Origin of the sequence: Amycolatopsis sp. NPDC049253 (assembly GCF_040678995.1) — a bacterium.
In the GTDB taxonomy this organism is placed as follows: domain Bacteria; phylum Actinomycetota; class Actinomycetes; order Mycobacteriales; family Pseudonocardiaceae; genus Amycolatopsis.
In genome coordinates this window covers 222,020-236,089 of record NZ_JBFAQX010000011.1, presented here as the reverse complement: position 1 = coordinate 236,089, position 14,070 = coordinate 222,020, and the positions used below count along the sequence as shown (strand labels likewise).

Annotated in this window: 10 protein-coding genes and 1 tRNA gene; 4 read left to right on the top strand and 7 right to left on the bottom strand. The window is 72.4% G+C overall.

What is annotated here, in order from left to right; translation table 11 throughout:
- Positions 1–20 precede the first annotated feature (20 nt).
- The 6 genes from AB0K15_RS25640 to AB0K15_RS25615 all read right to left on the bottom strand — a co-directional run bounded on the left by AB0K15_RS25640 (position 21) and on the right by AB0K15_RS25615 (position 5,684).
- Positions 21–881 carry an alpha/beta hydrolase gene (locus AB0K15_RS25640; protein WP_364055242.1) on the bottom strand — a complete coding sequence of 287 codons (861 nt, stop codon included), beginning with the start codon at positions 879–881 and terminating at the stop codon, positions 21–23.
- Positions 882–979: 98 nt separating this feature from the next.
- A complete protein-coding gene (locus AB0K15_RS25635) occupies positions 980–1,336 on the bottom strand; it encodes a hypothetical protein (RefSeq protein ID WP_364055239.1) in 357 nt (118 codons plus the stop codon).
- A gap of 48 nt (positions 1,337–1,384) precedes the next feature.
- A complete protein-coding gene (locus AB0K15_RS25630) occupies positions 1,385–1,732 on the bottom strand; it encodes a hypothetical protein (RefSeq protein WP_364055236.1) in 348 nt (115 codons plus the stop codon).
- Between the two features lie 230 nt (positions 1,733–1,962).
- Positions 1,963–2,039, bottom strand: a tRNA-Arg gene (locus tag AB0K15_RS25625).
- A gap of 1,739 nt (positions 2,040–3,778) precedes the next feature.
- Positions 3,779–4,201 (bottom strand): peptidase inhibitor family I36 protein, encoded by a 423-nt coding sequence (locus AB0K15_RS25620; RefSeq protein WP_364055342.1) that lies wholly within the window; start codon positions 4,199–4,201, stop codon positions 3,779–3,781.
- Positions 4,202–4,616: 415 nt separating this feature from the next.
- On the bottom strand, positions 4,617–5,684 hold the full coding sequence (locus tag AB0K15_RS25615; protein ID WP_364055233.1) for a LacI family DNA-binding transcriptional regulator: 1,068 nt from the start codon (positions 5,682–5,684) through the stop codon (positions 4,617–4,619).
- Between the two features lie 83 nt (positions 5,685–5,767).
- Here AB0K15_RS25615 and AB0K15_RS25610 point away from each other — a divergent pair, with 83 nt between their 5' ends.
- Positions 5,768–6,949, top strand: a complete 1,182-nt coding sequence (locus tag AB0K15_RS25610) for an MFS transporter (protein ID WP_364055230.1) — start codon at positions 5,768–5,770, stop codon at positions 6,947–6,949.
- Here the strand turns inward: AB0K15_RS25610 and AB0K15_RS25605 are convergent.
- Entirely contained in the window at positions 6,923–7,561 is a 639-nt protein-coding gene (locus tag AB0K15_RS25605; RefSeq protein ID WP_364055227.1) for a histidine phosphatase family protein, read from the bottom strand. The two genes, AB0K15_RS25610 and AB0K15_RS25605, sit on opposite strands and share 27 nt — an antisense overlap.
- Before the next feature lie 63 nt (positions 7,562–7,624).
- On the opposite strand from AB0K15_RS25605, the gene AB0K15_RS25600 reads away from it, so the two are divergent.
- The 3 genes from AB0K15_RS25600 to AB0K15_RS25590 all read left to right on the top strand — a co-directional run bounded on the left by AB0K15_RS25600 (position 7,625) and on the right by AB0K15_RS25590 (position 14,059).
- Positions 7,625–9,643, top strand: a complete 2,019-nt coding sequence (locus AB0K15_RS25600; RefSeq protein ID WP_364055224.1) for a cytochrome c oxidase assembly protein — start codon at positions 7,625–7,627, stop codon at positions 9,641–9,643.
- A gap of 100 nt (positions 9,644–9,743) precedes the next feature.
- Positions 9,744–11,420, top strand: a complete 1,677-nt coding sequence (gene ettA / locus AB0K15_RS25595) for an energy-dependent translational throttle protein EttA (protein WP_364055221.1) — start codon at positions 9,744–9,746, stop codon at positions 11,418–11,420.
- 14 nt (positions 11,421–11,434) lie between these two features.
- On the top strand, positions 11,435–14,059 hold the full coding sequence (locus AB0K15_RS25590) for a hypothetical protein (RefSeq protein ID WP_364055218.1): 2,625 nt from the start codon (positions 11,435–11,437) through the stop codon (positions 14,057–14,059).
- Positions 14,060–14,070 lie beyond the last annotated feature (11 nt).

The following is a 14,070-nucleotide window of genomic DNA, read 5'->3' as shown; positions in this document are numbered from 1 at the left end:
CCATTGTCCGTTGTGGAGGGTCAGCCGAGGAAGGCGTTGACGTCACCGGCGAACTCGGTGGCGTAGTGGAACAGGAAGCCGTGACCGGCGCCCGGGTAGATCGCGAGGCGGGCGTTGGGCAGGTGGTCCGCCAGGACCTTCGAGTTGGGCGTGGGGACCATGATGTCGTTGTCCCCGTTGGCGACCAGCACCGGCTGCGTGATGGCGGCGAGGCGCGCGGCGCGGCTCGGGTCCGGGATGCCCCAGGCGCTGATCGCGTCGAGCTGCGCGTCGCGGGTGGCGAGCGAGACGCCCTCGTCGCGGTCCTCGGTGCGGGTGAAGATGCGCTGCACGAACTCCCAGCCCTTCGCGACGCCGGTCGGGGTCTTCGCGAAGAACAGGTGCAGCAGGTGCTCGGCGCCGGGCTCGTCGGACTTGGCGGCGGTGCCGGTCTCGCCGGTCCAGGTGTGGAAGCCGTGGCCGCCTTCGTGGCTGGTGCCGGCGAGCACGAGCCGATTCACCAGCAGGGGCCGGATGAGGGTGAGCTCCTGCGCGACGAACCCGCCGAGCGAGAAGCCGAGCACGTCGACGTCGGTGAGCCCGAGCGCGTCGAGGAACGCCAGCGCGTCGTGCGCCATGGCGGTGACGGTGCGCGGGGTGGCGCCCGAGGTGCCGCCGACGCCGGTGTTGTCGAACAGGATCACCTCGCGCTCGGCCGCGATCGCGTCGACCAGCTGCGGGTCCCAGTTGTCGAGGTTGCCGCGGAAGTGCTGCAGGAACACGAGCGGGCGCACGTCGCGCTCGGTGTTGCCGAAGCGGCGGTAGGCGTAGGTGACGCCGTTGCCGGCCTCGACGGTGAGGTTCGGGGCGGTCAGCTGGCTGGGGGTGATGGTCTGCGACATGTCCGGGACTCCTTCGGCTGGGTCGATCTCCTTGTTTAGATTATGTACCTCATCTATTTGAGAGTGATAGATGACGTGCATCACCTAAACTGCTCGGGCTAGTCCAGGAGATCCAGGCGGAGCACGGTCGTGGGCCGGCCGTCCGGGAAGTGCGCGGCCTGGGCCTGGAGCACGGGCGGTGCTTCTTCCTCGCCGACGGGCCGGACGCGCCGGACGGTGTCCCGGCCTTCGGGTCCGTCGCGCTCCACACGGCAGTACCCGGCGGCGAGCAGGTTGCGCACCCAGCCGCGGCCGTCGGGCGCGCAGACGTACTGCCGGCCGCGCAGCTCCGTCACGTTCAGCGCCACCGGCCGCGACTCGCCGGACCGCCGCCCGACGACGTCGACGACCCTGAGCACCGGCACCCCGTCCACGTACGGTTCGACGGCGGCGTTCCGCACCTGCTCGACGTCCACGGCCTCTCCTTTCGTCACTCGAAGATACGGTTCGCCTACGGTCGGGCGTCAGGCAGCGTCCGATGTGGACTGTCCGGTGGTTGTCCTGTCGTTGTTCGGTTCTACTTCCGGCGCGAAGTCGAACACCAGCTGAACTGCGGGTGGTGTCCGGCGGGGTCGGCACGGTGTGCCGCCGACCGGGAACGGCGCGGCCGGGTTTTCGCCGTGCTGCTGTGGGTGATCGGCGAGGTAGCGCAGCTTGAGCAGGTGCCGCCGCACGAGCCCGGCGCGCCGCGCCTCGTCGAACAACGCGCGCGCCACTCGGTTCCCGGCGCGCCTGCGGTTTCGCGATTCGTTGTGGTCCACGGGGTCCTCGATGGGGTTGTTGTGGCTGCGCGTGACCGCTCCGTCGCGCATTCCGCGTGGCGGCGCCAGATAACAAGCGTGTCTCAAGTGGAACTCGGCCCGGAGCTGTTGGCCCATTCGGCCGCTGCGCGATCCGGCGTCCGGTCGTGTGGAAGATCGACGGCCCGGGCGGGCCGTCCACAGTGGGCGCTCTCGACCTCGTCGACGCGACCCGTGACGTAGCGCCGATTTCTCGGCGCCGGCGGATGCCGCGCGCTGACCGCGCGCGGCATTTCCGCTGGTGGTGCCCCCGGCAGGACTCGAACCTGCGACCTAGAGATTAGAAGGCTCTTGCTCTATCCAGCTGAGCTACGAGGGCCCGGGTCGACGACGGTTGCCGATCTCCAGCACCGGCAGCTTAGTCGTCGCCATCCTCTCGATCGTTCGACACCGTCGAATCGTTTCAGGTCTCGTTCGCCGGATTCGCCGGATGCCGCGCCGCCGCCCGGCCCCCGCGCGGGTGATCTTGCCCGCGGCCACGAAAGTCCGGCGGCGGCGCGTTCACCAGCGGTTCACCAGGCGCCCCGGGCTTCCCCCGCGGCTGTTGCCCACCCACGACATCCCGCTCGAATGGGTGGGATCGCCACGATCTCGCGGGAGGGGTCTCGGCGGGGTGGCGCTGGCTGTGGTTTCGGCAGGTCGGTGAGTGGGTGCCGGGGTGCATGGGGAGTTCCTCGCGGGGCGGGTCGGGACTTCGGCCAGTGGTGATGAATGGGGTGGGCTTGTCGGCGCACCGGGCTGCCGCGCCGGGATGGCTGCGGCGGGGCGAAACCGATCAGGGTGATCGACGGAGGCCGCTGCGGGTGGGCGGCTGGGAGCTCGCCGGCCAACGAGGTGCGGTGCTGTGGGGGGCGGGCGGGGTGCGCGATCGGGGCGCATGGGAGCGAGACGGGGGGCGATTGAGGCGTAGGTGGCTGGTGGCGGTAAAGGTGGCGCATCGGGGACCCAGTGCGATCGCGGCCAGGGTGAGCGGGCTCGGGGCTGACGGAGAGTTGCGACGCGGGTCGGCACTGCACAGTGGTGGGGATCGGGGGCGGGGGCGCCGCAGGTCAGTGGGTGGCGGTCGGGATCGGGGCTTGGCGCAGCCGGGGCAGGGCGCGGCGACGTGAGTTTGCGTGGGCTGGGCTGGGAACTGGCTGGCAGGGGCAGAGAGGGGGAATCGGAGCCTCGGTTGCCGGCCGGTGATGGGAATGGCCGGTACCTGCGGCCGGAGCGGATCCGGACCGGCGGAGGGCCGGGACAGCGGCGGGGACCGGGGAGGGCCCCGTGGGCGCGCTGGACACGGGGAAGGTGGCGCGCCCACGGGGGTGGGGCCGTTCGGGGACGGCCCCGGGGGCCGGTGATCGGTGGGGCGGCGCGGTGGGGGCCGCGGGATGGCCGATCAGCCGGTCCCGGTCAGGTGGTCGAGGGCAGGTGAGGGGAGTCGGACGGCCCCCGGGCACGGTGGTGTGAGTGCCGCCATGGCGGGCGAGCAGGGTGCGATCGCTCCGAGGCGGTCAAGGCCGGTGGAGATGCGGGCGTCGCGGAGTGGGCTCGCTGGTTGGAGTGCCCGGTGGTGAGTGAGTCGGGTGGGTGTCGCGGGGTGGGCTCGCTCGCGCCCCGTGGTGAGTGACGTGGGTGGGTTGCCTCGGAGTCGACTCCTTGGTTGGGAGTCCGCCTCAGGTGATCTCGTCGGTGAGTGCGCGGTGGCGTGGGCAAATCTGGTGGAGGCGCGGGATCGCGGAGTTGGGTAAGGCAGCTGGGAGCGCGGTGCGGTGCGGTGGGGTGGTCAAGGCGGGTGAGCGCGCCCCGGGTGGGCAGGGTGGGGTGAGTGCGCTCCGAGCGAGCCAGTCGGGTGGGTGCGCCCCGGGCGAGCCAGTCGGGGTGAGTGCGCTGTGAGGGGCGAAGAGTGGGTGCCCCCGGTGTGGATAAGGCGGGTTGTGGTTCCCGGGTGGGTGAGTCGGGTGGGTGCGCCCGTGGGTGGGCAAGGCGGGTTGTGGCCCGCGGGTGAGTGAGTCGGGTGGGTGCGCCCCCGGGGTGGCGGGCGGGGTGCCGGAGCCCCGGGGTGCGGTGGTGGCGTCAGTTCCAGATTTTGATGGCGCGCACGACGAAGGGGGACTGCGGAACGTAAGTGCCGCCACCCGGGTAGGTGGTGAAGTCTCCCTCGGTCGTGCATTCTTCGCTTTGGTAGACGGTGACGTCGCGGGTCAGGCGGTTGACGAAGGAATGCCCTTCGAATCCCTCGGGCAGGGGAATGCAGTCTTCGGGATTGGCGGTGCGGAGGTCGTAGTGCTGAGTGGTGCCGGAGTAGGTTTCGGCGGTCCACAGGCACAGTTCGCCGACGGTGCAGGCCGGGTCCGGAGTGGTGGTAGCGGAGGGAATGGTGAGGGCCGAGCCGGGAGTGGCGGGGGTGAGGTGGTCGGCCGCCGGGGAGGCGTGGGTGGCGCGGTGGGCTGACGGAGCCGCAGGGTGGGCTGAAGGTGCGGCAGAAGCGGCCTGCAGCGAAGGCACAGCGGAAGCGGCCTGCGATGAAGGCGCAGCAGAAGCGGTTTGCACCAGGGGCACAGTAGAAGCGGCCGGGCCAGAAGGCGCGGCAGAGGCCATCCCCGTCCCCGCCAGCAAGCCGGCCGTGGCCAGGAGCAGGACGCGCGGCAGGCGTGCGGGCAGGCCGGGCAGGCGGGACGGGGTCGTGGGCCGGCCGGGGTGGCCGGGGAACGTGGGCAGCTTCGGCAGCAGGCGTCGGAACATCGTGGGAACTCCCCCCTCGGTGGCGGCCGGAGTGGGCCGCCGCGGAATGTGTGGTTTCCACGATGGCGGGTGGGGGTGGGTTTGTCTGCCCGCATTCCTACGTCTGTGGACAAGTAGTATTCCGTCGCTCGAACGGCGCGAGTTGTCCACAGATCGGTGAACGGTATTGCTAAACGGCGGCCGTGCTGTTTCGGCGGATCAACGACACCGGAAGGACTACCGGCGGAGGCGGATTCCCGCCGGACATCAGGTGCAGAATCAGCTCACCCGCGGTGCGGCCCTTGCCGGCGAGGTCCTGGCGGACGGTGGTCAGCGGCGGCTCCGCCCAGGCGGCCTGGGGGGTGTCGTCGAAGCCGACCACCGAGACGTCGTCCGGCACGCGCAGGCCCAGCTGCCGGGCGGCGGCGACGGCGGCCAGCGCGAGCTGGTCGGACATGCACAGCAGCGCTGTCGGCCGGGGTGTGCCGGTCAGGAGCTCCGCCGCGCTCGCCCGGGCGGTGTCCGCCGACAGCCACGGCGCCTCGGACACCGCGACGTCGGTCACGCCCGCCGCGGAAAGCGTCGAGAGGTAGCCCGCCAGGCGCTCGCGCGTCCCGTGGAACGAGCTCGCCCGCGCGGACTCCAGGCCGGACGGGCCGTCGGGCGACAGCCGGGGTGCGGACAGGATCGCGAAACGCCGGTGCCCCAGCTCCAGCAGGTGCTGCGCAGCCAGCGCGGCCCCGCCACGGTCGTCGCAGCCGACGCGGGCGGTGCCGGGCAGCAGGGGCTGGTCGATCACCACGAGCGGCAGCCCGCGGTCGCGCACCGCCGCCAGTGCGGGGCTGCCGTCGGCCAGCGAGTAGGCCACGGCGATGTCCGCCTGCGCCGCCAGCACGCGCTCCGCCGGCGGCCCGCCGTGCACTTCGCCGCCGGGCAACAGCAGCAGCGCGTGGCCGGTCGGCTCCACGGCCTTCGCGAGCGCGTCGAGCGTGATGGACAACGCCGGGTCCGAGAACGCCGCCGAAAGGGACGCGTCGAGCAGGAATGCGATCGCGCCCGTCCGGCTCGTGGCGAGGCTGCGCGCCGTCGGGTTCGGCCCGGGGTAGCCCAGCTCCTTGGCCGCGCGCAGCACCTGCTCCCGCAGCTGCGCGGACAGCTGGTCAGGCCGGTTGTAGGCGTTCGAGACGGTCGCGCGGGACACCCCGACCGCCTCGGCGACGTCGTCCAGCGTCGGCCGCCGGCGCCGGGTGCTCGTCATCGGCGGAGCATAGCGCGGCCTTGACCCTCTGAAGCGCTTAAGTCATTCTGGGCCAAGGGCTCCCGGCAGAGAGGCAGGCGGCGATGCGCGACCGGACGGCGGTGTTCGCGGTCTTCGCGCTCAATGGAGCGGCCCTCGGCTCGTGGGCCCCGCGCACGCCCGCCATCGCCGCCCACGTGCACGCCGTGCCGGGCGTCTTCGGGCTCGCGCTGCTCGGCGCGAGCGTCGGGATGCTGTGTGCCGCACCGGTTTCCGGCCGGATCACCGAACGCGTGGGTGCCCGTGCGGCCGTCGCGGGCAGCACCGTGGTGGCCGCCGTCGCGCTCGTGCTCGTCGGGTTCGCGCCGAACGTGCCGTTGCTCGCCGGCGCCCTGTTCGTGCTCGGCGCGGGCGTGGGATCCCTCGACGTCGCCATGAACATCGCGGGCGTCGCCGTCGAGCGCCGCACGGGCCGCGCCGTGATGCCGACGCTGCACGCCGGCTTCAGCTTCGGTGCGCTCGCCGGCTCCCTGCTCGCGGGGCTGGCCGCGGGCCACGGCTGGTCGCCCGCGCGGCACCTCTCCGTGGCCGCCGTGGCCGCTCTCCTCGTGCTCGTCGCCGTGCTCAAGGCCGTGCCGGGAGACCGGCCGCCGAAGGAGACGACACCACCGGAACGCGGGAAGGCGCCGATCCGCCGGCCCGCCCTGTGGCTGCTCGCGGCCGTCGCGCTGTGCTCCGCGATCGCCGAGGGCGCGAGCTCCGACTGGTCGGCCCTGCTCATGGTCACCGCCCACGGCGTCGGCCAGGGCGCGGCGGCCTTGGCCTACTCCGGGTTCTCGCTGGCCATGGCGCTCGCCCGGCTCGGCGGCGCGTGGAGCCAGGAACGCTTCGGCGCCACCCGTTCCCTCGCCGTCGGCGCGGGGGTCGCGGCGATCGGTCTCGTCTGCACCGCCATGTTCACACCGGCAGCCTTCGCGTACGTCGGCTTCGCGCTCGCCGGCGCCGGCCTCGCCGCGGCGTTCCCGCTGGCCCTCAGCCTGGCGGGCAGCGCCGGGAAACGCGCCGACGGCGGAGGCGGCGAACGCGAGCTGGCCTTCGTCAGCACCATCGCGTACTCCGGCTTCCTCGCCGGTCCGCCGATGATCGGCGGCATCGCGCAGGCGACGTCCTACTCCGTGTCGTTCGTGGTGGTCGGCCTCATCGCGGCGCTGATCGTGCCGGCCGCCCTCGTCGCGGCCCGCGCGCGCCGGCGCGAGGACCTAGCCCTGGGTCTCCCCGTCCGGTGACTCGCGCCACTGCCCGAACGGCCGGTCGAGCGACCACTTGTCCCCGTCGTGCTCCAGCACCCGGTGCTCGCACGTGCGCAGGTTCGACAGCGACTCGAACAGGTCCACGCTCCAGCCGAACAACCGGCGGCACAGCAGCCGCAAGGTGAGTCCGTGGGACACGATCAGCACGCTGCGCGGGTGAGTTCCGCCACTGTGCAGCAGCTCGGCCAGGAACCCGGCCACGCGGTCGTCCACGTCGGCGCCCGACTCGCCGAAGGGCAGCCGGTAGAAGAAGTGCCCGAACTCGTGCCGCCGCTGCCGCTGCACCTCCTGGTCCTGCGGGTCCTGCAGGTTGCCCCAGTCCTGCTCGCGCAGCCGCGGCTCCTGCACCACGCGGTCGCAGTCGCTCTCGATGTCCAGCAACCGCAGCGTCTCGCGGGTACGCAGGTAGGGGCTCACGTACACGGCCGGGCGCTCCCCGCGCAGCAGTTCCTTGATCACCGGCCCCGTCGTGACCGCCTCGGCCCGGCCGGTCTCCGTCAGCGGGATCGCGTGGTCCGGGATCCGCGTGTAGGCGAGTTGGTCGACGCTCCCAAGGGACTCGGCGTGACGCAGCAGGATGATCCGCACGAAACCATCATGCCTGGCCGCACCCCCGTGCCGCGGAAAACGAGACCGGCCTAATCTCGAACGGTGAGCACCGACGCAGTGACGAAACCCGAACCGGCAGCGCGACGCAGGACCAGTGTGCTGCCGCTGCTCTCGGTGGGCGTGGTGCTCGCCGCCGTCGTCGCGGTCGGGCTCGTGGCGCTGACCGGTGGCGCCGGGTACCTGATCGCCGGTCTGCCCGACCCGGGGCTGGTCACGCGGTACGGCATCACGGTCGTCCGGGTGCTCGCCGAAGCCGCCTCCGTGGTCTGCGTCGGCGCTCTGCTGCTGGCTGCCTTCCTGGTGCCGCCGCAGAAGTCCGGCACGCTGGCGCCCGAGGGCTACGCCGCCGTGCGCGCGGCCGGCATCGCCGCCTGGGTCTGGTTCGTCTCGTCACTGCTCTCGGTGGCCTTCACCGCGGCCGACGGAGCCGGCAAGCCGTTCCTCGAAGTCCTTTCCCCCCAGACGCTCCTGGACCTCGTCGACGCGATCGAGCAGCCCAAGGCGTGGCTGTGGACGGCGCTCATCGCGGTGCTGCTCGCGCTCGGCTGCCGGCTCGTGCTCACGTGGGGCTGGACCGCCGTGCTGTTCTTCGTGGCCGTCGCGGGCCTGGTCCCGGTCGCCGTCACGGGTCACTCCGCGAGCGGCGGCTCGCACGACATGGCCACCAACAGCCTGCTGTTCCACCTGATCGCGGCCGCGCTGTGGGTCGGCGGGCTCGTGGCGGTGCTGGCCCTCGGCTGGCGCCGGGGCGCGCACCTGTCGCTGGCCGCGCGGCGGTTCTCCAAGCTGGCCTTGGTCTGCTGGGTCGTGATGGCGATCTCCGGTGTGATCAACGCGCTGGTGCGCATCAATCTCGGCGACCTGTTCACCACCGACTACGGCCTGCTCGTGGTCGCGAAGGTCGTCGCGCTGCTGCTGCTCGGCGTGTTCGGCCACCAGCAGCGCCAGCGCGGCGTGCGCGACCTCGTCGACGGCAAGGGCGGTGGCCAGCTGCTGCGGCTGGCGGCCGTCGAGGTGCTGATCATGTTCGTGACGCTCGGCATCGCGTCCGGGCTCGCCCGCACACCACCTCCGGCCGACGCGGTCACGCAGCCCTCGACCACCGAGCTGCTGATCGGCTACAACCTCGACGGCGCGCCCACCTTCTGGCGCCTGCTCACCGACTGGCGGTTCGACCTGGTCTACGGCACCGCCGCGATCGTGCTGGCCGGGCTCTACCTCGCCGGGGTGCGACGGCTGCGCAAGCGCGGCGACTCGTGGCCCACCGGCCGGATCGTCGCGTGGCTCGCCGGCTGCCTGGTGCTCCTGATCGCCACGTCGTCGGGCATCGGCCGCTACTCGCCGGCGATGTTCAGCGTGCACATGGGCACGCACATGCTGCTGTCGATGGTGGTGCCCGTGCTGCTGGTGCTGGGCGGCCCCGTGACGCTCGCGCTGCGCGCCCTGCCGACCGCCGGCGCCGGCGCGCCCCCGGGCCCGCGTGAGTGGCTCCTGGCGGCCGTGCACTCACCGGTGTCGCGGTTCCTGACGCACCCGATCGTCGCGCTGCTGCTGTTCGTCGGCTCGTTCTACGCGCTGTACTTCTCCGGCCTGTTCGACTCCGCGCTGAACTACCACTGGGCGCACCTGGCGATGAACGCCCACTTCCTGCTCGCCGGCTACGTCTTCTACTGGCCGGTGATCGGCGTCGACCCGGCACCGCGCAAGATCCCGCCGGTGGGGCGGCTCGGGATGATGTTCGCCGCCATGCCGTTCCACGCGTTCTTCGGCGTGATCCTCATGAACATGCAGGCCGTGATCGGCCAGGAGTTCTACACGTCACTTCGCCTGCCGTGGGTCGGCGACCTGCTCACCGACCAGCGCCTCGGCGGGGGCATCGCGTGGGCCGCGGGCGAGGTGCCCGTGCTGCTGGTGCTGATCGCGCTGCTGGTGCAGTGGGCGCGCGCCGACGAGCGCGAGGCCAAGCGGAAGGACCGCCGCGAGGAGACGACCGGTGGCGAAGAGCTGGCCGCCTACAACGCGATGCTCAAGAACCTGGCCGACGGCAAACGGGCGGAATGACCGCGTTGATGATGTCGTCCGCGTGATGTGGGCATGACCCTCGGTAGCGCGGTGGTGACCGCCGTCAGGGCGCGGATCGGGCCACTCTACGATCGCTTTCATGGCCGAGTTCATCTACACCATGAAGAAGGTGCGCAAGACCGTCGGGGACAAGGTCATCCTCGACGACGTCAGCACCGCGTTCTACCCCGGCGCCAAGATCGGCGTGGTGGGGCCGAACGGTGCCGGTAAGTCCACCGTTCTCAAGATCATGGCGGGGATCGAGCAGGCCAGCAACGGCGAGGCGTTCCTGCAGCCGGGTGCCACCGTCGGCATCCTCATGCAGGAGCCGCAGCTGGACGAGACGAAGACCGTCCGCCAGAACGTCGAGGAGGGCCTCGGCGAGACCAAGCAGAAGCTCGACCGGTACAACGAGATCGCCGAGCAGATGGCGACCGACTACACCGACGAGCTCATGGAGGAGATGGGCAAGCTCCAGGAGGAGCTCGACCACGCCGACGCGTGGGAGCTCGACTCCACCGTCGAGCAGGCCATGGACGCCCTGCGCTGCCCGCCGCCGGACGAGCCCGTCGACCACCTCTCCGGTGGTGAGCGCCGCCGTGTCGCGCTGTGCAAGCTGTTGCTGTCCGCGCCCGACCTCCTGCTGCTCGACGAGCCCACCAACCACCTGGACGCCGAAAGCGTGCTGTGGCTGGAGCAGTTCCTCGCGAACTACGCCGGCGCCGTCCTGGCCGTGACCCACGACCGGTACTTCCTGGACAACGTGGCCCAGTGGATCATGGAGCTCGACCGCGGCCGCGTCGTCGGCTACGAGGGCAACTACTCCACCTACCTGGAGAAGAAGCGCGAGCGCCTCGAGGTCCAGGGCAAGAAGGACGCGAAGCTCGCCAAGCGCCTCAAGACCGAGCTCGAATGGGTGCGGTCCAACGCCAAGGCCCGCCAGACGAAGTCCCGCTCGCGCCTCGACCGCTACGAGGAGATGGCGGCGGAGGCCGACAAGCACCGCAAGCTCGACTTCGAAGAGATCCAGATCCCGCCGGGCCCGCGCCTGGGCAGCGTCGTGGTCGAGGTCGAGAAGCTGCGCAAGGGCTTCGACGACCGCGTGCTCATCGACGGGCTGTCGTTCAACCTGCCGCGCAACGGCATCGTCGGCGTGATCGGCCCCAACGGCGTCGGCAAGACCACGCTGTTCAAGACGATCGTGGGGCTCGAGGAGCCGGACGGCGGCACGGTCAAGATCGGCGAGACGGTCAAGCTGTCCTATGTGGACCAGAACCGCGCCGGCATCGACCCGAAGAAGACGGTGTGGGAGGTCGTGTCGGACAAGCTCGACTACATCCACGTCGGGCAGACCGAAATGCCTTCGCGCGCGTACGTGAGCGCGTTCGGCTTCAAGGGTCCGGACCAGCAGAAGCCGGCGGGCGTGCTCTCCGGTGGTGAGCGCAACCGGCTGAACCTGGCACTGACGCTCAAGCAGGGTGGCAACCTGATCCTGCTGGACGAGCCGACCAACGACCTGGACGTGGAAACCCTGGGCTCGCTGGAGAACGCGCTGGAGCAGTTCCCCGGGTGCGCCGTGGTCATCTCCCACGACCGGTGGTTCCTCGACCGGGTCGCCACGCACATCCTGGCGTGGGAAGGCACCGACGAAGACCCGGCGAAGTGGTTCTGGTTCGAGGGCAACTTCGAGGGCTACGAGAAGAACAAGGTCGAGCGCCTCGGCGCCGAAGCGGCGCGGCCGCACCGGGTCACCCATCGCAAGCTGACCCGCGACTGACGCCGGGGGCGGGAGTGGAAGCCAGCAGGCACAACCGGTCGAGCTCGCCCGCACCCGCGGGCGGGCGGCTCGCTGCTGCCGGCGGGGCGACCCTCTCCGACCTCGGGCGGCTGATCGAGCGGGCGGACGCGCTGCACCTGCGCGCGCCCGAGCTCGCCTTGGTGCTCGGCGAGCGCGCGGCCGCGCTCGCCGAGGCCGCGGGCGCGGACGAGCAGTGGATCCGCGCCGAAAGCCTCGTGGTCGCGGCGCGAGTACGCCTCGGCGGTCGCACGTCGACCGTCGGGCGCGCCGTCGCCGCCCTGCGGGCCGCGGAGCACGCCGGGTACACCGACACGGCCGCGCGGCTGCGGATCGACCTGGCCGTGTGCGCGCGCAGCCTCGGCACGCCGCTGACCGGGCTCGCGGCACTGCGGCCCGTGCTGTCGGAACCCGCGGTTTCGGCCGTGCACCGCGCGGAGGCGCTGTGCCACCTCGTGGGCTGCCTCGCGCAGTTCGGCCGCAAGCCGGAGCTGGACCGCGTGCTCGTGGAGGCCGACAAGCTGGTGGTCGCCGACGAGTCGCTCGACGCCGACACCCGGCTGCTCGTGCGGGCGTTGCTGCGCAACGGCGCGGCGGCCCACCGGCGCCGCCACGGTGACCTCACCGCGGCCGCCGACGCCGCCCGCACCGGCCTCGGTTTCCTGGAGAAGCTGGACAAACCCGGCGACGACGGCGGTCTCGTGCGCGTGCGGCTCGTGCTGCAGCTCGTGAGCACGCTGCTCGACCGCGGCGACACCGACATGGCGTTCGACATCGCCGAACCCATGCTGAACGAGCCGGTGCGTGCGGCGGGGGTCGCGCCCACGGCGTGGCTGCGGCTGGCCGTGGCCACCCGGATCCACCTGCCTGCCGGTGCCGGCGACGCGGCGTCAGAGCTGGTGCGCGAAGCCGTGGCGAGCACCGATCGCCACGGGCTGCCCGCCGTCACCTCGCGGCTGTGGCTCGAACTGGCGCAGATCGAGGAGCGGTTCGGCAGCGCCGAGGAAGCCATCGCGTGCCTGCACCGCTCGCGCGCGGCGGAACACGTCCACTCACGGGCGCGTCGCCAGGCGTGTGGCCTGCTCGCGGGCGAGTTCGGCGCCGACACGGTGGCGCCGCTGGACCTCGACGACGTGATCGCGCGGTCGGCGCCGCAGGGGGGCCGTCCGGTGCCGATGGCCGTCGAGCCGCCGGTGCGCGACGTCGAGACGACGGCGTTGATCCGGGCCGTCCCCGCCGAGCCGAGCGCTCCGGAGCCGGCCGCCGCGAAGCCGGCCGTGGCGAAGGCCCAGCGTGCGGAAGCCCAGCCGCAGAAGGAAACCCCGCCGCCGAAGGAAACCCAGCCGCCGAAGGAAACCCAGCCGCAGAAGGAAACCCGGTCGCGGGCGGAAACCCCGGCGCGTCCGGAAATACAGCCGCGGCCGGCCGCTCCGGCGGAGACGACGTATGTGCGCGCGGCCGGTTCGGTGCCGGAGAAACCCGTTCGCAAGCCGGAGAAATCCGGGCCGAAGACGCCGACGTGGTCCTTCGGGCGAGCGGCCGCGGAGTCGGAGGCCGAGCGGACGTCGGTGATCCCGGTGATCCGCGACGAGCCGGAACCCGTGGTGCGCGCCGAGCGCACCGAGGCCCCGGCCGATCAGGTCGCTCGCTTCACGCTGTCCGCGCCGCGCACCGAGGCTCCGGAGCGACCGCGCGTCGCCGAGCCGCCCGCACCGCAGGTCAAGCGGCCCGTGAACGGGTTGCACTCGTCTTCGCGTCCGGCTCCTGCGGAAACCGGCCGCCGCGCGGCACCCGAGCGGCCGGCGGCGTTGCCGGGCTGGGTCAAGCCGTTCAAGAAGCCCGAAGCCGCGCCGGCTCCCCAGCCGAAGCCGGAACCCGTCGCCGAGGTCGTGCGCGAAGCGCCGGCGCCGCGGCCCCCGGCCGTGGCCGAGGACCTGCCGGGCCTGTCGCTGCCCGACCTGTCGGACATCCTGCCCGAGCTGCCGATGGCCCCCGCGCCCGCGGACGAGCCCGCCGCGCCGCTCTGGGAGAGCGACGAGTGGGCCCGCGAGGAACGCGCCCGCCGCGACGAGGTCTCCCGCGGCCGCAAGACCCGGCACGACGCGGAACACGGGTCTGTCGCGGCCCGGTCCGTGCTGGACCGCCTGGGGATCTCCGCCGGCGGTGGTGGCGGTCGCCGACGCGCGGACGAGGCCGCCGCGCGCGAGGAAACCGCGCGCACCGAGGAGCCCGAGGCCGTCTCCGACGTGACGGACCCGCCGTGGAAGCGCGAGACTCCGGACCTGGCGCCGGCCCCGCGTGCCGAAGAGGTGTCCGAGGAAGCCGTGGACCCGTGGCTGCCGCGGCTGCGGATGCCGCCGGCGCTGGACCCGCTCGAGGACTTCGACTCGTGGACGCCGACGTCGCAGCCGTTCCCGGAGAGCTACGCCCGCGCGATCGCCGAGGACGAGCCGCCGCCGGACGCCGGGCTGGCCGAGCTGCTGGCCCGCGCGCTGGCCGAGCACCAGGCCGGCACGGCGAGTGCCGCCGCGCTGGTGAAGCGGCTGGGCTCGGAAGACGACAAGCAGCGCCGTCCGGTCAACGGGCACGCGTCGGGCGAGCGCAAGCGCAACGGCGACTGAGGCCGTCGCCG